Source organism: Actinomadura sp. K4S16 (assembly GCF_008327685.1).
Classification (GTDB): Bacteria; Actinomycetota; Actinomycetes; order Streptosporangiales; family Streptosporangiaceae; genus Spirillospora.
The window spans coordinates 1-18776 of sequence record NZ_BDDE01000013.1 but is presented as its reverse complement, the minus strand read 5'-3'; the positions used below and the strand labels follow the sequence as shown (position 1 = coordinate 18776).

The following is an 18776-nucleotide window of genomic DNA, read 5'->3' as shown; positions in this document are numbered from 1 at the left end:
CGTGTGAGAGCACCCCTGTGAAGGCCCGATTTGGGCCTCTTTGAGCAGGTCTCGAACGTGGATCGTCTGGCGTGCGTGTCATCTGTTACGCCGCGAGCCCTCGGAAGGACCACTCTTGGCAGCCTCGCGCAACGCCTCGAATACCGCAACCGGTCCGAACCGCGTCTCCTTCGCGCGCATCAAGGAGCCGCTCGAAGTCCCGGACCTCCTTGCTCTGCAGACCAACTCGTTCGACTGGCTGCTGGGTAACGAGAGGTGGAAGGCCCGGGTCGAGGCGGCCCAGAAGGCCGGAAGTAAGAGCGTCCCGACGCAGTCGGGGCTGGAGGAGATCTTCGAAGAGATCAGTCCGATCGAGGACTTCTCCGGAACCATGTCCCTGTCGTTCCGGGACCACCGGTTCGAGCCGCCCAAGTACTCCGTGGAGGAGTGCAAGGACAAGGACATGACCTACTCCGCCCCGATGTTCGTCACGGCGGAGTTCATCAACAACACCACCGGTGAGATCAAGAGCCAGACGGTCTTCATGGGCGACTTCCCGCTCATGACCCCCAAGGGCACCTTCATCATCAACGGCACCGAGCGTGTCGTCGTCTCCCAGCTGGTGCGTTCGCCCGGGGTGTACTTCGACCGTGCGCTGGACAAGGCGTCGGACAAGGACATCTACGGCTGCCGGGTGATCCCGAGCCGGGGTGCCTGGCTGGAGTTCGAGGTCGACAAGCGCGACAACGTGGGTGTGCGCATCGACCGCAAGCGCAAGCAGCCGGTGACGGTTCTGCTGAAGGCGCTGGGGTGGGACGAGGCGCGGATCCGGGAGCGGTTCGGCTCGTATGAGTCGATCAATGTGACGCTGGAGAAGGACCACACCTCCGGTCAGGATGACGCGCTGCTGGACATCTACCGCAAGCTGCGGCCGGGTGAGCCGCCGACGCGGGAGTCGGCGCAGACGCTGCTGGAGAACCTGTACTTCAATCCCAAGCGGTACGACGTCGCGAAGGTCGGCCGTTACAAGATCAACAAGAAGCTCGGTCTGGACCTGGACATGAACCAGGGGACGCTGACCGAGGACGACATCGTCGCCACGATCGAGTACCTGGTGCGGCTGCACGCCGGCGAGGAGGAGGCGACCCTCGGGAGCGTGGCGGTGCCGATCGAGGTCGATGACATCGACCACTTCGGCAACCGGCGGCTGCGCACGGTGGGTGAGCTGATCCAGAACCAGGTGCGTCTGGGTCTGGCCCGCATGGAGCGGGTGGTGCGTGAGCGGATGACCACGCAGGACGTGGAGGCGATCACGCCGCAGACGCTGATCAACATCCGGCCGGTGGTGGCCTCCATCAAGGAGTTCTTCGGCACCAGCCAGCTGTCGCAGTTCATGGACCAGACCAACCCCCTGGCCGGCCTCACCCACAAGCGGCGGCTCTCCGCCCTGGGTCCCGGTGGTCTGTCCCGTGAGCGGGCGGGCATGGAGGTCCGTGACGTCCACCCGTCGCACTACGGCCGCATGTGCCCGATCGAGACGCCCGAAGGCCCGAACATCGGCCTCATCGGCTCGCTCGCCGCGTTCGGCCGCGTCAACCCGTTCGGGTTCGTCGAGACCCCGTACCGGCGCGTCACCGACGGCGTCGTCGGCGAGGAGATCGACTACCTCACGGCCGACGAGGAGGACCGCTACGTCATCGCGCAGGCCAACTCCCTGCTGAACGACGACGGCACCTTCGTCGAGAGCCGCGTCCTCGTCCGCCGCAAGGGCGGCGAGGTCGAGCTGGTCCCCGCCCGCGAGGTCCAGTACATGGACGTCTCGGCGCGGCAGATGACCTCGGTCGCCACCGCGATGATTCCGTTCCTGGAGCACGACGACGCCAACCGTGCGCTGATGGGTTCGAACATGCAGCGTCAGTCGGTGCCGCTGCTGCGCAGTGAGGCGCCGCTGGTCGGAACCGGTATGGAGTACCGTGCCGCGACCGACGCCGGTGATGTGATCACGGCGGAGAAGGCGGGTGTGGTCGAGGAGGTCTCGGCCGACTACGTGACCGTGATGAACGACGACGGCACGCGCACCACCTACCGGGTGTCGAAGTTCAAGCGGTCCAACCAGGGCACCTGCTTCAACCAGAAGCCGATCGTGGACGAGGGCCAGCGGGTGGAGCTGGGCCAGGTGATCGCCGACGGGCCGTGCACCGACGACGGTGAGATGGCGCTGGGCAAGAACCTGCTGGTGGCGTTCATGCCCTGGGAGGGGCACAACTACGAGGACGCCATAATCCTGTCGCAGCGGCTGGTGCAGGACGACGTCCTGTCCTCGATCCACATCGAGGAGCACGAGGTCGACGCCCGCGACACCAAGCTGGGCCCCGAGGAGATCACCCGCGACATCCCCAACGTCTCCGAGGAGGTCCTGGCCGACCTCGACGAGCGCGGGATCATCCGCATCGGCGCCGACGTCGTCCCCGGCGACATCCTGGTCGGCAAGGTCACCCCGAAGGGGGAGACCGAGCTGACGCCGGAGGAGCGGCTGCTGCGGGCGATCTTCGGTGAGAAGGCGCGCGAGGTGCGCGACACCTCGCTGAAGGTGCCGCACGGCGAGCAGGGCAAGGTCATCGGGGTGCGGGTGTTCTCCCGCGACGACGGTGACGAGCTGCCCCCGGGCGTCAACGAGCTGGTCCGGGTGTACGTGGCGCAGAAGCGCAAGATCACCGACGGGGACAAGCTCGCGGGCCGGCACGGCAACAAGGGCGTCATCTCCAAGGTGCTGCCGGTGGAGGACATGCCGTTCCTGGAGGACGGCACCCCCGTCGACATCGTCCTGAACCCCCTGGGTGTCCCCGGCCGCATGAACGTCGGACAGGTCCTGGAGACCCACCTCGGCTGGGTCGCCTCCCGCGGCTGGAAGGTCGAGGGCGACGACGCCGAGTGGAAGCAGGCCCTCCGGGCCATCGGCGCCGACGAGGCCCCGGCCTGGACGAACACCGCGACGCCGGTGTTCGACGGCGCCCGCGAGGACGACGTCACCGGTCTGATCGAGAGCACGCTCCCGAACCGCGACGGCCAGCGCATGGTCGGCCCGGGCGGCAAGGCGCGGCTGTTCGACGGCCGCACCGGCGAGCCCTACAAGGACCCGATCTCGGTCGGCTACATCTACATCCTCAAGCTGCTCCACCTGGTCGACGACAAGATCCACGCCCGCTCGACCGGCCCGTACTCCATGATCACCCAGCAGCCGCTCGGCGGTAAGGCCCAGTTCGGCGGCCAGCGCTTCGGTGAGATGGAGGTCTGGGCACTGGAGGCCTACGGCGCCGCCTACGCCCTCCAGGAGCTGCTGACCATCAAGTCCGACGACGTCCTCGGCCGCGTGAAGGTCTACGAGGCCATCGTCAAGGGCGAGAACATCCCCGAGCCCGGCATTCCCGAGTCCTTCAAGGTGCTCATCAAGGAGATGCAGTCGCTGTGCCTCAACGTCGAGGTGCTCTCCAGCGACGGCATGTCCATCGAGATGCGCGACACCGACGAGGACGTCTTCCGCGCCGCGGAGGAGCTCGGCATCGACCTCTCCCGCCGTCCGAACGAGGGCGCGATGAGCGTCGACGAGGTCTGAGAACTCAAGGGGAAAACAGTTGCTTGACGTCAACTTCTTCGACGAGCTTCGCATCGGTCTGGCGACCGCCGACGACATCCGCCAGTGGTCGCACGGCGAGGTGAAGAAGCCGGAGACGATCAACTACCGGACCCTCAAGCCGGAGAAGGACGGGCTCTTCTGCGAGAAGATCTTCGGTCCTACCCGCGACTGGGAGTGCTACTGCGGCAAGTACAAGCGCGTCCGGTTCAAGGGCATCATCTGCGAGCGCTGCGGCGTCGAGGTGACCCGCGCCAAGGTGCGCCGTGAGCGGATGGGCCACATCGAGCTGGCCGCGCCCGTCACGCACATCTGGTACTTCAAGGGCGTCCCGTCCCGGCTCGGCTACCTGCTGGACCTGGCCCCGAAGGATCTCGAGAAGATCATTTACTTCGCGGCCTACATGATCACCAGCGTGGACGCCGAGCGGCGCGACCGCGACCTGCCGACGCTGGAGGCCCACATCTCCGTGGAGCGCCAGCAGATCGAGCAGGCCCGCGACGCGCAGGTCGAGGCCCGCCAGCAGAAGCTGGAGGGCGACCTGGCGGAGCTGGAGGAGGCCGGCGCGAAGGCCGACCAGAAGCGCAAGGTGCGCGACGGCGCCGAGCGGGAGATGAAGCAGCTGCGCGACCGCGCGCAGCGCGAACTCGACCGCCTCGACGAGGTCTGGAGCCGCTTCAAGAACCTCAAGGTCCAGGACCTCGAGGGCGACGAGCTGCTCTACCGCGAGATGCGCGACCGCTTCGGCAAGTACTTCGAGGGCGGCATGGGCGCCGCGGCCATCCAGGCGCGGCTGCAGAACTTCGACCTCGACGCCGAGGCCGAGAAGCTGCGCGACATCATCCGCACCGGCAAGGGCCAGAAGAAGGCCCGCGCCCTCAAGCGGCTGAAGGTCGTCTCGGCGTTCCTCAACACCCGCAACAGCCCGCTCGGCATGGTGCTGGACTGCATCCCGGTCATCCCGCCGGACCTGCGTCCCATGGTCCAGCTGGACGGCGGCCGGTTCGCCACGTCCGACCTGAACGACCTGTACCGCCGGGTGATCAACCGCAACAACCGGCTCAAGCGCCTGCTCGACCTCGGCGCGCCCGAGATCATCGTCAACAACGAGAAGCGGATGCTGCAGGAGGCCGTCGACGCGCTGTTCGACAACGGCCGCCGCGGCCGCCCGGTCACCGGGCCCGGCAACCGTCCGCTGAAGTCGCTGTCCGACATGCTCAAGGGCAAGCAGGGCCGGTTCCGGCAGAACCTGCTGGGCAAGCGCGTCGACTACTCCGGCCGTTCGGTCATCGTCGTCGGCCCGCAGCTCAAGCTGCACCAGTGCGGCCTGCCCAAGCAGATGGCGCTGGAGCTGTTCAAGCCGTTCGTCATGAAGCGGCTGGTCGACCTCAACCACGCGCAGAACATCAAGTCCGCCAAGCGGATGGTCGAGCGGGCCCGCCCGGTCGTGTGGGACGTGCTGGAAGAGGTCATCACCGAGCACCCGGTGCTGCTGAACCGGGCGCCGACCCTGCACCGGCTCGGCATCCAGGCGTTCGAGCCGCAGCTGGTCGAGGGCAAGGCCATCCAGATCCACCCGCTGGTCTGCACCGCGTTCAACGCGGACTTCGACGGCGACCAGATGGCGGTCCACCTGCCGCTGTCCGCCGAGGCGCAGGCCGAGGCGCGGATCCTGATGCTGTCCACCAACAACATCCTGAAGCCGTCGGACGGCAAGCCCGTCACCATGCCCACCCAGGACATGGTCATCGGCCTGTACTGGCTGACGACGCAGAAGGACGGCGCCACGGGCGAGGGCCGCGCGTTCGGCTCGATCGGCGAGGCGATCATGGCCTACGACCGGCACGAACTGGACCTGCAGGCCAAGATCCAGATCCGGCTCAAGGACGTCCCGCCGCCGCGCGGCTGGAAGGCGCCCGAGGGCTACGAGCCCGGCCAGCCCTACCGGCTGGAGACGACGCTCGGCCGCGCCATGTTCAACGAGACGCTGCCGGACGACTTCCCGTTCGTGGACGACGAGATCGGCAAGAAGCAGCTCTCGGCGATCGTCAACGAGCTGGCGGAGACCTACCCGAAGGTGGCCGTCGCCAACGCGCTCGACGCGCTCAAGAGCACCGGGTTCCACTGGGCGACCAGGTCCGGTGTCACGATCGCGATCGACGACGTCATCACGCCGCCCAACAAGGCGGAGATCCTGGGCGGTTACGAGCAGCGCGCCGAGAAGGTGCAGCGGGAGTTCAACCGCGGCCTGATCACCGACGACGAGCGCAAGCAGGAGCTCATCGAGATCTGGAACAAGGCCACCGCGGACGTCGCGGTGGACATGGAGAAGGCGTTCCAGAAGGACAACCCGATCTGGATGATGATCCAGTCGGGTGCCCGAGGCAACCCGCTCCAGCTCCGCCAGATCGCCGGTATGCGCGGCCTGGTCTCCAACCCCAAGGGCGAGACCATTCCGCGTCCGATCAAGTCGTCCTTCCGCGAGGGCCTGTCGGTCGTCGAGTACTTCATCTCGACGCACGGCGCCCGCAAGGGTCTGGCCGACACCGCGCTGCGCACCGCCGACTCGGGTTACCTGACCCGGCGCCTGGTGGACGTCGCGCAGGACGTCATCGTCCGCGAGGAGGACTGCGGCACCGACCGCACGATCCCCTTCGAGGTCGCCGACCGCCTGCAGGACGGCACCCTGGTCAAGCTCGCCACCTCGGAGACGAGCCTGGTCGGCCGCACCATCGCCGAGGACGTCGTGGTCGACGGGACGGTCATCTTCCCGGCCGACACCGACCTGTCCGACGCGGTCGTGACGCGCCTGGTCGAGGCCGGGGTCGAGAAGGTCCGCACCCGCAGCGCCCTGGTCTGCGAGGCCAAGATCGGTGTCTGCGCCGCCTGCTACGGCCGCTCGCTGGCCACCGGCAAGCGGGTGGACGTCGGCGAGGCCGTCGGCATCATCGCCGCGCAGTCCATCGGTGAGCCCGGCACGCAGCTGACGATGCGCACCTTCCACACCGGTGGTGTGGCGGGCGGCGACATCACGCACGGTCTGCCGCGTGTCCAGGAGCTGTTCGAGGCCCGCATCCCCAAGGGTGTGGCCCCGATCAGCGAGGTCGCCGGCCGCGTCAAGATCGACGAGACGGAGAAGGCCCGCAAGGTCGTCATCGTCCCGGACGACGGCTCCGACGAGATCGCCTACCCGGTGCCGATGCGGTCCCGCCTCCTGGTCAAGGAGGGCGAGCCCGTGGGCGTCGGCCAGCAGCTCATCGCGGGTGCGATCAACCCGCACGAGGTGCTGCGCATCCTCGGCCCCCGCGCGGTGCAGCTGCACCTCGTCCAGGAGGTCCAGGAGGTCTACCGGTCGCAGGGCGTGTCGATCCACGACAAGCACATCGAGATCATCGTGCGCCAGATGCTGAAGCGGGTGAACATCCTGGAGTCGGGCGACACCGACCTGCTCCCGGGTGACCTCGTCGAGCGTCCGATCTTCGAGGAGACGAACCGGAACGTCGTGGCCGAGGGCGGCACGCCCGCCGCCGGCCGCCCCGTCCTGATGGGCATCACCAAGGCCTCGCTCGCGACCGAGTCGTGGCTGTCGGCGGCGTCCTTCCAGGAGACGACCCGGGTGCTCACCGAGGCCGCGATGCACGCCAAGAGCGACCCGCTGCTCGGCCTCAAGGAGAACGTCATCATCGGTAAGCTCATCCCGGCCGGTACCGGCATGCCGCAGTACCGCAACGTCCGGGTCGAGCCGACCGAGGAGGCGAAGGCGGCGGTGTACTCCGTCGGCTCCTACGACGACGGCGCCGAGTACGCCTTCGGCCAGGGCTCCGGCGAAGCCGTCCCGCTGGAGGAGTACGACTTCGGCCAGTACAACCGCTGACGTCCGTCCCGGGACGCCGTGCAGACGGCGTCCCGCGGGCGCATGACCGAATGCGACATGCGAGAGGCCCCTTCCTGCCGGGAGGGGCCTCTTCGTGTCTTCGGGCTACGCGTGTCTTCGGGCTACGCGTGTCTTCGGGCTACGCGTGTCTTCGGGCTACGCGTGTCTTCGGGCTACGCGTGTCTTCGGGCTACGCGTCGGCTTCGTCGCCGGTGAGGCCGTGCCGGAGGGCGTAGATGACCGCGGCCGCGCGGTCACGGAGGCCGAGCTTGGTGAAGATGCTGCCGATGTGGGTCTTGACCGTGCCCTCGGCGATGTTGAGCCGGGCCGCGATCTCCGGGTTGGTGGCGCCGCCGCCGATGAGCGACAGCACCTGGCGCTCACGGTCCGAGAGGCCGCCGGACGGGGCGGGGCGGGGACGGAACGCGGTCCGGCAGGCGCGCAGGACGTGCGGGGTGATGGCCGGGTCGAGCCAGCCCTTCCCGGCGGCGACGGCCCGGGTGGCCTGGATGATCTCCTCGCCCGGGGCGTCCTTCAGCACGAAGCCGGCCGCGCCGGCCGCCAGCGCCGCCGCGACGACCTCCGGATCGTCGAACATGGTGAGGACGAGGGCGGGCGGAGCATCGGTCCGGGACCGCAGCAGCCGGGTCGCCTCGGCGCCGTCCACCCGCTTCATCCTGACGTCCATCAACACGACGTCGGGAGCGCACCGCGCCACGGCCCGCGCCACCTCGTCGCCGTCCGCGCACTCGCCGACGATCTCCACATCAGGTTCACCGTCGAAGATCCGGGTCAACCCGGCACGGACGAGCTGCTGGTCGTCGACGAGCAGCAGCCTGATCACAGTGCTGTCTTGGTCATGGTGCCGTCCTGGTCACGGTGCTGTCCTGATGACGGTGCCGTCCTGGTCACGGTGCTGTTCTGATGACGGTGCCGCCCTGATCACGGTGCTGTTCTGATGACGGTGCCGCCTTGATCACGGTGCCGCCCCGGTCACGGTGCTGTCCTGATGACGGTGCTGTTCTGATGACGGTGCCGCCCTGATCACGGTGCTGTCCTGGTCATGGTGCTGTCCTGGTCGCGGTGCCGTCCTGGTCGCGGTGTGCTCTGGTCACGGTGTCGTTCTGGTGAGGGGGATGGTCGCGTGGATCGTCCAGCCGGTGCCGTCGGGGCCGGCGTGCAGCGTCCCGCCGAGGGCGGTGACCCGTTCGCGCATGCCGACGAGACCGAGGCCGCCGGCCGAGGCCCGTCCCGGCGGCTGTGCCGTGCCCGGGTCGGTGACGGTCACCTCGGTCGCGCGGTCGCCGACCTCGACGGTGACCGCGGCCGCCGCGCCGGGAGCGTGCCGGGCGGTGTTGGCCAGCGCCTCCTGGACCACCCGGAAGATCGTGAGCCCGACCGCCGGGTCGACCGCGCCGAGGTCGCCCCGGGTGGTGAGCGCGACGTCGAGCCCCCCGCCCCGCAGCTCGTCGATCAGGGCCCTGGTGTCGTCCGCCGTGGGCGGGGCGGGGGCGATCGGCGACGCGGCGGCGGTCGGCTCGCGGAGCAGCACCAGCCCCCGGTGGACGTCCCGCACCCCCTGCCGACCGGCCCGCTCGGCCTCCGCCAGCGCCATCCCGGCCGCCTCGGCGTCGCCCCGCGCGGTGGCGAGCCGGGCCGCGGTGATGTTCAGCATCACCACGCCCAGCCCGTGCCCCACCAGGTCGTGGACCTCACGTGCGATCTTCCTGCGTTCCTCGGCCACCTTCCTGCGCTCCTCGGCCACGGCCTCCCGGTCGAGCCGGAGCCGCGCCTCATAGAGCGCGCCGTGGATCCGGAAGGCCGAGCCGAGCAGCATGAACCCGACCCCCCACATGATCCAGGTCGGCCAGAGCGGGAGCCCGCCGGCGAGCAGGTGCCGGGCGGGGGCGAGCGCCAGGGCCGCCGGGACCGACCAGGCCAGGTCGCGTCCCCGGGCGAGGACGACGAGGTGGATCCACGCGGGCGCGCCGGCGATGGCGAGGGCTCCGTCGGAGTAGGTGCCCTCGGCGAACGGGAACGGGCGGAACCCGTCGCCACCCGCCGCGCCGGGCGCCGCGACGACGACCAGGAGGAGCAGCGGGGCCAGCACGGGCACCGCGGCGGCGGGCGGGCTCCACGGACGGACCGCCTGCCAGGCCCACAGCGCGGCATAGCCGCCGATCAGCACGGTGCGCGTCGGCGGGGCGGGGGCGAGCAGCACCGCGAGCACAGCCCAGCACGTCCCCACCCAGGCGAGAAGCCGCAGCAACGGCCAGGGCGGGGTGGTCCATCGCATGCGCAGATCCTAGGTTTCGCGGGGCCGCGCCGTCATCGGACCCCGGTCGCAGTGCCGCTGCCACCACGGTCGGAGGCGACGCCGGCCAGGGGCGGAGAGAGGACGGGACCGCGGGGCGATGCGGCCCGGCCGCGCCGCCGGTGACGCTGTCGGCATGCGAATCCAGGCACTTCCCAGGCTGGCGAGGTTGTCGGCGATCCCGCTCGGGGTCGGTCGGCGGATGGCCGTGGCCGGGGGTCTCAAGGCCCTCGGCCGGTTGACCGACGAGGCCTCCCTCGACCTGCACGAGCGCACCGCCGACCAGCTCTTCGACGTCCTCGGCGGGCTCAGGGGCGGGGTGATGAAGTTCGGGCAGGTGCTGTCGGTGTACGAGACGGTCCTTCCGCCGACGATCTCCGCGGTCTACCGGGAGCGGCTGGCAGGGCTGCAGGAGGCGGCCCGGCCGGAGAACGCGGCCCGCGTGCGGCAGGTTCTGGAGGACGACCTCGGCTCGGACTGGCGCGGCCTCTTCGACTCCTTCGACCCCGAGCCCGCCGCGGTCGCCTCCCTCGGCCAGGTGCACCGGGCGGCCCTGCCGGACGGCCGCCCGGTCGCGGTCAAGGTGCAGTACCCCTCCGCCCGGGAGCAGCTCCTCGACGACCGCGACCTGACGGTGTTCGCGATGCGCTGGTTCACCTCGCTGGTCGCGCCCGAGCTGGACGGAAGGGCGTTGGCCGCCGAGCTGATGGACGGCCTGGCCGAAGAGCTGGACTACGCGCGGGAAGCCGAGGCACAGGCCGCGTTCCGGGAGGGCTTCCTGGACGACCCCGACTTCGTCGTCCCCGAGGTGATCCTCCAGAAGGGACGGGTGCTCGTCTCGGAATGGCTCGGCGGAACGCCGCTGGCACGGATCATCGCCGCCGGGACCAGGGCGCAGCGGGACCGGGCCGGGCTGCTGACGACCAGGCTGATGTTCTCCGGGATACCCCGGACGGGGATGCTGCACGGCGACCCGCATCCTGGGAACTTCCGGCTGTTCGGCGACGGCCGCTTGGGCGTCCTCGACTTCGGCGCGATGTACCGCCACCGGCCGGATGCGATGAGCCCTCTCCACCCGTGGATGCTGATCCATCTAGCGGACGATCCGGACGAACTCGTCGCCGTGCTCCGCGAGCTCGGGTTCCTCCGGCCGGGGGTGCGGGCGGACGGGGCGCGGCTGACGGCCCTCTTCGAACGGTCGGGGGCGGTCGTCCGGACAGAGACGTTCCACTTCGACGGCGCCTTCCTCCGCGCCGTCCTCGAAGGGATGACCTCCTCGGTTCCGGTCGGCCTCAGCCTGGCCTTCCCGCCCGAATACGTGGCCGCCCAACGCGCGATCGGGGTGGGCATAGGGGTGCTCTGCCAGCTCGGCGCGGAGGTGCCGTTCCGGCAAGAGGCCATGCGCTGGCTCACGATGCCGTGATGGACCGCAGGTCGGTGATGACCTCGGACGCGGTGACCTCGTCCAGCTCGGCGAACCGGTGCTGGGAGCCGGTGTTCCAGTGCAGGAAGTCGCCTGGCTCGTCGGCGAGCCACACCGTGCGGAGATTCTGGTCCTCGTTGCCGTCGGCCCAGCCGACCTGGATCCCGGGATCGAGTTCGACCACGACAAACAGGCCGCCTGGAACGGCTCGGGAGATCCAACGTTCGGTGCCGTTGTCCATGGGGGTGCCGCGCCGCCAGCCGCGCCGCTCCAACCCGACGACCTTGCCCCAGGGGGCGGTGAGGCCCTCGAACCGAGCGAGCCGGACGTCCTGCCGCTCCTCGTCGGTGAGCCGGTGGACGTCCCTGCCGAGCTGCGGGAACGGCTGCATGATCTCGTAGTCGGCGAAGACCTCCGACCAGGCGGCGAGCGCGTCGCCGAGCGCCAGGGGATGCGCCACCCCGACCCGGGCACCGTCCGGCAGGACGAACTCGCCGTCGTCGACATCGGCCAAGGATCGGTCCTCCGCAAGCCGGAACGCGATGGCAGCGGCGTCCGTCTCCGTGTCCGCGCCGGGTTCCGCGAGCCAGAGGAGGCGTCGAGTGATGTGCCACATCAGCGGGTGGTCGACCAGCAGCGTGCGGAACTCGGCCGGCGTCCACCGGCGGCCGGTCACCATCGCCAGCTCCAGCCGCCGGACCTGGTTCGGCATGGTCGCCCGGACGTCCTTCTTGAACTGCGTGAATGCGGCGTAGGCGGCGGGGGCGAGGTCGGGGTCGTCCTTCGCGCCGGGCTTGGGGAGCGCGGCGCGGCGGCGGCCGGCCTCGTCCGACACGACCGGTTTGAGCTGCTCGTCGAAACCGACCACGAAGCGCCGGGGACCGTAGTCGAGCGTCATGCTCCCGTCCGCCTCCAGGCCGATGCCGGGGACGAGCCTGTCGGCGAGCTGCTCGCCGCTCAGCCCGAGCCGTGCGGCGACCTCCTGGATCTTCTCCTCGGCCCGCTTCTTGATCGCCTTGAACGGGGCCCGGTGCGAGATGCCGTCGAGCAGCATCAGCGAGGTCTCGGTGCCGATCATCGCCAGCACGTCCAGGCCCTTGACCGCCTTGTGGTGGCCGTTCTCGCCCGGCCAGGCGCGGATGGCGGGGGTGAGGCGCCGCGCGGCCTCGTCGTCGCCGAACCACCCGACGGCCGTCAGCGCCCACGCGTCCTCGGCCCGTTCACCGAACCGGCGCCACCGCTCGAACAGCGCCCAGGCGAACGCCGCCAGCGAATCGGCGTCGCACGCGTCCCGCACGGCCTCCAGGCCGGGGTGGGGGGCGTCCGGCGGCGAAATCGCCAGGATCGTGAGCAGATGCCGGACGGCGGTGGCCGGCAGCACGCGCCCGCCGTCCGCCAGCCGCACCCGGGGCAGGACGGCCGGGTCGGCGAACGGCCCGATCTCCGGGATCTTCCGCGGGACGAGCTGCTCGGGATCGTGGTCCAACGTCATGTCCAGTGCCGCGCCCGCTTCGGGTCGCTGGTCGCGGGCGATCTCGACCACGGTGTCGCGTCCCAGGTCCCGGGCGAGGAAGGTCAGGGCGTACTCGGCCGCGTCACGCCGCTTGCCCGGCTTGCCGAACGCGGCCGGGAGCAGCAGCCGCACCGCCTGGGGGCCGTGCCTCCGCAGCCACGCCTCCGCGTGCTCTTTGCCGGTCCTGCCGCGCAGCAGCCAGCCGGCGACCAGATCCGCGACCGGCTCGGCGGCATACGGGACGACCACATGCCCGCAGCTCCCGGGCTTGCTCCGGGCGCCCTTCACGACGGCGGTCAGCGCGTCCAGGCCGAACCGCTCGGCCAGCATCGGCACCCACCATTCGGGCTCCTGGTAGGTGTCGTAGCCGTCCTTCCGCAAGGACCAGCCGGCGACGAGGCGCCGGACCTGCTCGGCGGGACCGAAGCAGAGCAAGGCCACCTGTTCGAAGCCCCTGAGCCGGCCCGCTTCGAAGTCGGCGATCCGCTGGTCCCACGGCCCGCGCACCTCGCCGTCGTGACTCCACGCATAGGGGACGGGGAGCGCCAACTCGCACAGGGTGTCGCGCCCGTCCTCGGCCCAGACGATCGACGGTTCGGGCGCGGACAGCCCCGTGATGACCACCGGCTCCGGCCGCTCCCGCTTGCGGGCCCACGGCGGGTCCACCAGGACGACCGGCAGGTCCGCGGGGTCGGCGTCGGCGGTGGCGGCGAGCCCTGCCACGATCCGTTCGACCGCCGTCCGGGCCTCTTCAGGAAGCAACGGCAGGGCCGCCCTGACCACGTCGAGATTGCCCCGCACGTGCTCGTCGAGCAGTTCCGCCAGTTCCGCGACCCCTGCCGCGTTCGCTTCCGCGGCCAACTCCCTCACCGCCCGGACCGGGAACCGCTTCATCGCCTTCATCAGCTCACCGCTGACGTGCGGGTTGGAACGCCTCTGGAGCAGCGCGCGGAAGACCTCATCGGACGGCAGGACGCCCAGCACGTCCAGCAGCGCGTCCCGCCGTTGCGGGGAGTCGAGGTACTCGTCCAGCGCGGGGACCAGGAGCGGAACGGCGGCCGGCCCGAGACCGTCGGCGAGCGCGTGCAGGTTCTCCGGCTCATGGCAGTCGGCTGCGGTCAGCCGAGCCCGGGCGCCGAGCAGCCCAAGGTGCGCGGACGTCCCCAGGCACCGGAGGAGCACATGACGGGGGACCCCGTCGGCGTGCCGGCACAGCTCGCTCACCCAGTCGTCGTGCGTCGGGACCAGGTAGGCGGTCAGGAGCCGCTGCCGGACCGAGACCCGCCGCTCGGCGAGCCGTTCGACGGCCTCGGCGTACTGCTCCTCGGTCGCGGCGGCCAGCAGGGAGCGCACGCGCGGCGCTCCGTCCGGCAGCCCTCGGACAGGGCGCTCGCCCGGCGCGACCGCGCGCACGATCCTGCTCCGCCGCCCGTCCAGCATCTCCCCGTCCGGGCTCGACTCCAGTCCCCACCGGTCGGCGAGCGCGCACGCGGCGAACACGACGCCGTGCTCGAAGGCCCACGCGTCCACGTACCGCCGGTGCTCGCGCCCCCAGACCGACTCGCCCGCCGTGATCAGCGACAGGACGGCCGCACCGCGCGGGTCGGGCCCGCCGCCGAGATGGGCCCGCGCCGCGGCGGCGAGTTCCGGCGCGGTTCCCCGGTCGCCCAGGGTCCGCTCGATCTCGTCCCGCGCCTCGTCCACAGCCTGCGCGACGGCCTTGCCCGCCGCCGCGTCGAGCGTGATCTCCGGACCTGGCGCCCCATCGCGCCGCGGATGCAGACCGCCGCGCCAGTGCTCCGGCATGATCAGGACGTCTTCGTCGGGGAGAGCCGCATGCGGCTTGTCGATCACGGCTGCCTTGTCGATCATGGCCGCGACGCTAACAGCGACGCCCGACACCGGCGGGGCGCTCACGCGGTTCGCCGGCGCGAGCGGACCGCGCGGATGACGCGGAGGAGAACGAGGGCGGCCCCGACCGCCGCGGCCGCACATCCGGCGATGCTTTCCCGGCGATGAAGACATCGGGTACCCAGGCCAGCAGCGGTCGCAGCTGACCCGGGCCGCCCAGCGGCGCGAGCGAGAAGTGGGGAAGCGCCCACCGCCACCCAATCGACGGTCACTGCGAGGCGGACCGGCGCGGTGGCGGACCAGCGCCTCCATCCGGGGCAGGGCCGACGCCCTGATCCAGCCCGGGATCCAGCCCGGGATCCAGGCCGCGGGGTCCAGGCCGCGGGGTCCAGGCCGGGATCCAGCACCGGAGGCCCATCGCCCGGGCCCTGGCGGAGGCGCTGGCCGAGTTTCTCCCCCTGGACGCGAGCCCCAGGCCGGGCGCCGCGCCGGGGTCGGCGCGACGGCGGCGGGCCGGTGCGGTGGGCCTGGATGACCTAGTTTTGCCCCGGCGTGCCTGCCCGCCGAGCGGGCGCCAGCCGCGCGGTGGTGCGGGCAGCACCCCACCGGACGGGCGCGGGCGCCGGCGAGCGACGCGCCGGGCCGAGTCTCGGGTCGCCAAGGCCTTCGCCGGGCGCGCACTCGACGCCCCGCCCTCGCCGAGGTAGACGCCGCGACCGCTCGCGCGCCGCGCGCCGAGATCGCCCAGGCCGTCCACAACGGCAAGGAGTGCAGGGAGGCCGAGGCGGACCTGGACCTGGGGCTAACCGGCCGTCTGCGCCGCCGTCTGCTTCGCGCCCGTCATCGAAGGACTCGCGACGGAGGTTCACCGCGACCCGGACGCTGGACGCCCTCGGCACGGCCGACCTCGCCGCGTGGGTCAGCGCCGCGTGGGTCAGCGCCGCGGCGGTCCCCGTAACCGAACTGGCCACCGTTTTCACCGGCGAATGCCGGCGGTACGCCGACCGTTGACCGGCACGCGGCCTATGCGGGGGCGCCGCTCTCCTCCGTCCTCGCCGCGGCAGTGCCGTGCCGGTGCTGCGGGCCGAGGAGGCGCAGCATGTCCAGCGGCTCGGTGCCGCCGGGCGGTGGTGTGAAGATCCGCAGGCGCTGGTCCGCCGCGGGTGTCGCCAGCAGTTCGCAGTCAAACTCGATCTTGCCGAGCTCGGGATGCTTCAGCCGCCACGGGTGAGACCTGCGCACCGCGACCTCGTGCCGGTCCCAGAGCGTCGCGAACTCCTCGCTGGCCGCGCGGAGCCGGGTGACCAGCGCGCGGGACGCGGCGTCGTTCCCGCGGCGGGCCACCGCGGCGCGCAGGTCGGCGACGAGCTGCCGGGCCTGCTCCTCGCGATCCTCGTCCGCGAAGTGGCCCCGCACGTCCGGCTCGGTGAACCAGCGCAGCACGACGTTCCGGTCCTCGGCCGCCACCGTGCATACGCATCCGAACAGCGCCTGCGCCATGTCGTTCTGCGCCAGCAGGTCGCCGAGATCGCTCAGGACCTGGACCGGCACGTTCTCCAGTCGGTCGAGCAGGTACAGCAGGCTCGGCCGCAGGTACTCCCCGGCGCGCGCTCCCTCCGGGGGACGGTGCCCCGCGAGCAGGTACAGGTGGTCCCGCTCGTCGGTCGTCAGCCGCAGCGCGTGCGTCAGCGCGGCCAGGATCTGGACCGAGGGCTGCGGGCTCCTGGCCTGTTCGAGCCGCATGTAGTAGTCGACCGACATCCCGGCGAGCGCCGCGACCTCCTCGCGGCGCAGGCCCGGCGTGCGCCGCCTCGTCCCCTCGACCAGCCCGACGTCCCGTGGAGTCAGCCGCCCCCGCGCCTGACGCAGGAAATCGGCGAGGTCGTCGCGGTGCATCCCCATATCGGCAGTGATACCACTGTTCGCCCACCACATCCTCGGACCGCTGATCCTAGGGAAACCGCTCCGTTCCTCCGCCGCCGGGACGAAGGCACGCTTCAAGGCGCGGCCATCCGGCTAGCCGAACGAGGAAGAGCGGTGATCATGCGATGAAGGCGGTCCGGTTCCACGAGTACGGCGGGATCGATGTCCTGCGGGTCGAGGAGGTGGAGCGTCCGGTGCCAGGTCCCGACCAGGTGCTGGTCGAGGTCCGCGCGGCCGGGATCCAGCCCGGCGAGGCCATGATCCGCTCGGGCGGGCTGCATGAGCGCTGGCCGGCGACGTTCCCCTCCGGACAGGGCAGCGACCTGGCCGGAGTCATCGTGGAGGTCGGATCGCATGTGCGCGGCTTCGCGGTGGGCGACGAGGTCCTCGGCTTCACGCACGACAGGGCAAGCCACGCGGAGTTCGTCGCGGTGGACGACGTGCGCTTGACCCCGCGTCCGAAGGGTCTGTCCTGGGAAGTGGCCGGGTCGTTGCACGTGGCCGGCGCCACCGCCTACGCCTGCGTGTTTGCCGTCGACCCCGGACCCTCCGACACGGTGGTGGTCTCCGGCGCAGCTGGCGGCGTCGGGTCCCTCGCGGTCCAGCTAGCGCGACGGCGCGGTGCCACGGTGATCGGTCTGGCCGGCGAGCCGAACCATGCGTGGCTGAAGGAGCACGGCGTCATCCCGGTCGAGTACGGGGACGGTCTGGCCGAACGAATCCGGCAGGCCAGCGGCGGGAACGTCGACGCGTTCATCGACACGTTCGGGACCGGCTACGTCGAACTGGCGGTGGAACTGGGCGTGCGGCCCGAGCGGATCAACACGATCCGCGACTGGGGGACAGCGGCAAAGTTCGGTGCGCAGACCGTCGGAGAAAGCGGCGCGGCGTGCGCGGTCGTCCTAGGCGAACTGGCCCGGCTGGCCGCCCGCGGTGAACTGGAGGTGCCGATAGCCCGCACCTACCCCCTGGACCGAGTCCAGGACGCCTTCCGCGACCTGGAACAACGCCACACCCACGGCAAGATCGTCCTTCGCCCCTGAGTAATCAGGTCGAAGAGTGGAAGCGCTAGGACAGCGGGACCGGATGGCCGGGCAGCCCTATGATCGAGCGGATCAGAGAAGCCGCAGGAGCCGGGACATGGGCGATGAGCGCTTCGAGTTGGCGATGACCGACAAGGATCGGCAGCACGAGGACAGTCAGGCTGCTCCATGTGCCGATGAACTGGGCAAGGCAGTGCGTGAGCGGCGTCTGGAGCTTGGGATGACTCTGCTGGAACCGGCGTGCCGGAACGCATGATGCCGTCCGCTCTATCGCGATTTGAGGCGGTCGGTGCAGAGCCCGTCATCAGGCGTGTCGACCGGTTGGCGCATGCCTTGGACGCCACCGTTGCGGTGCCCTCCGTCCCGGATATGGCGTGAAGTCCCTTGATGCGGCCGGCGGCGGCCCGGAAGACTTGGCCGCCGCCGCGCGGGATGACGCTGGTTCTCGCCAGGTGACGAGAGAGATCCGGCATCTGGCGATGAGACTTGCAGAAGGGGAGCCCGACTTCCGCGAACTGGCGGCCGCCCATCTCGGGGACCTGCTCATCGGCGCGTGCAAGACCGGACGAGACACATCCTCGATAGTGCTCCCGCTTGCGGAGGCGCTCGTAAGAGAGAACGATCCGTTGGTCCAAGAGGAGATCGCCCATTTCCTGGGGCATCTCGTCGAGTACGGCACCGTCCCCCAGGCCCTCGTAGAGCCCCTCCAGGAGTGCTTGCCGCGCCTCTCCGCGGAAGCCGCCGCCTACGTCGCCGACCTTCTCGAAGCCGCCCGCTGGGATGTCTGATCGGGCCAGCTGTATCAGAAGCGTGGATCCCTTGCGCAAGGGTGTGGCGGCTCACCAGGTGGACGTGCACTCCTGGTCTCTGAGAAGGTCGCCGACCACCTTGGCCGCGCCTTCGGCGTCGTCACACGGATGCAGCTAGCCGAGCCGCCCGAGCCGGGCGTCGTGGCAGGCCCACGCGCTGCCCGGCACCGGCAGCGCGCTCACCGCGATACTGACCTCCTCGGTCCCATTCCCGTAGACCTGCAGAAGCGGGACGGGCGCGGGCCGGTAGAGCTTCACGAATCTCCAGCCCCGGCTTGAACGCAAGCCCCGCGGTCTGAGCGCAAGCCCCGACTTGGCGCCAGCTCTGCGGTCTGAGCGCCAGCCCCGCGGTCTGAGCGCCGGCCCCGGCTTGGCGCCAGCTCTGCGGTCTGAGCGCAAGCCCTGCGGCTGAGGTT

Annotated in this window: 11 protein-coding genes; 6 read left to right on the top strand and 5 right to left on the bottom strand. The window is 70.7% G+C overall.

Annotated features, from left to right (window positions below; all coding sequences use genetic code 11):
* Window positions 1–115: 115 nt before the first annotated feature.
* Both rpoB and K4S16_RS15170 read left to right on the top strand, forming a co-directional pair.
* A complete protein-coding gene (gene rpoB / locus K4S16_RS15175) occupies window positions 116–3592 on the top strand; it encodes a DNA-directed RNA polymerase subunit beta (RefSeq protein WP_149259612.1) in 3477 nt (1158 codons plus the stop codon).
* Between the two features lie 19 nt (window positions 3593–3611).
* Complete coding sequence (locus K4S16_RS15170; RefSeq protein WP_149259611.1) at window positions 3612–7484, top strand: DNA-directed RNA polymerase subunit beta'; 3873 nt, start codon at window positions 3612–3614, stop codon at window positions 7482–7484.
* A 190-nt stretch (window positions 7485–7674) separates the two neighbouring features.
* On the opposite strand, the gene K4S16_RS15165 is transcribed toward K4S16_RS15170, so the two are convergent.
* On the bottom strand, window positions 7675–8328 hold the full coding sequence (locus tag K4S16_RS15165) for a response regulator transcription factor (RefSeq protein WP_149259610.1): 654 nt from the start codon (window positions 8326–8328) through the stop codon (window positions 7675–7677).
* Window positions 8329–8595: 267 nt separating this feature from the next.
* Window positions 8596–9780 carry a sensor histidine kinase gene (locus K4S16_RS15160; protein ID WP_149259609.1) on the bottom strand — a complete coding sequence of 395 codons (1185 nt, stop codon included), beginning with the start codon at window positions 9778–9780 and terminating at the stop codon, window positions 8596–8598.
* A gap of 154 nt (window positions 9781–9934) precedes the next feature.
* Between K4S16_RS15160 and K4S16_RS15155 the strand changes: the two genes are divergently transcribed.
* Complete coding sequence (locus K4S16_RS15155) at window positions 9935–11221, top strand: AarF/ABC1/UbiB kinase family protein (RefSeq protein WP_160160921.1); 1287 nt, start codon at window positions 9935–9937, stop codon at window positions 11219–11221.
* On the opposite strand, the gene K4S16_RS15150 is transcribed toward K4S16_RS15155, so the two are convergent.
* Both K4S16_RS15150 and K4S16_RS15145 read right to left on the bottom strand, forming a co-directional pair.
* The gene (locus K4S16_RS15150; RefSeq protein WP_149259607.1) at window positions 11208–14606 is read right to left on the bottom strand and encodes a DUF4132 domain-containing protein; all 3399 of its coding nucleotides are present in this window, start codon (window positions 14604–14606) and stop codon (window positions 11208–11210) included. The genes K4S16_RS15155 and K4S16_RS15150 overlap by 14 nt on opposite strands.
* 1002 nt (window positions 14607–15608) lie before the next feature.
* A complete protein-coding gene (locus K4S16_RS15145) occupies window positions 15609–16487 on the bottom strand; it encodes a helix-turn-helix transcriptional regulator (RefSeq protein WP_149259606.1) in 879 nt (292 codons plus the stop codon).
* A 146-nt stretch (window positions 16488–16633) separates the two neighbouring features.
* Between K4S16_RS15145 and K4S16_RS15140 the strand changes: the two genes are divergently transcribed.
* The 3 genes from K4S16_RS15140 to K4S16_RS15135 all read left to right on the top strand — a co-directional run bounded on the left by K4S16_RS15140 (window position 16634) and on the right by K4S16_RS15135 (window position 18339).
* Window positions 16634–17551, top strand: a complete 918-nt coding sequence (locus K4S16_RS15140; RefSeq protein WP_149259605.1) for an NADP-dependent oxidoreductase — start codon at window positions 16634–16636, stop codon at window positions 17549–17551.
* Between the two features lie 97 nt (window positions 17552–17648).
* On the top strand, window positions 17649–17807 hold the full coding sequence (locus K4S16_RS44345) for a hypothetical protein (RefSeq protein ID WP_160160920.1): 159 nt from the start codon (window positions 17649–17651) through the stop codon (window positions 17805–17807).
* Between the two features lie 118 nt (window positions 17808–17925).
* Complete coding sequence (locus K4S16_RS15135) at window positions 17926–18339, top strand: hypothetical protein (protein ID WP_149259604.1); 414 nt, start codon at window positions 17926–17928, stop codon at window positions 18337–18339.
* Window positions 18340–18474: 135 nt separating this feature from the next.
* On the opposite strand, the gene K4S16_RS44340 is transcribed toward K4S16_RS15135, so the two are convergent.
* The gene (locus tag K4S16_RS44340) at window positions 18475–18618 is read right to left on the bottom strand and encodes a hypothetical protein (protein ID WP_160160919.1); all 144 of its coding nucleotides are present in this window, start codon (window positions 18616–18618) and stop codon (window positions 18475–18477) included.
* Between the last annotated feature and the right edge of the window lie 158 nt (window positions 18619–18776).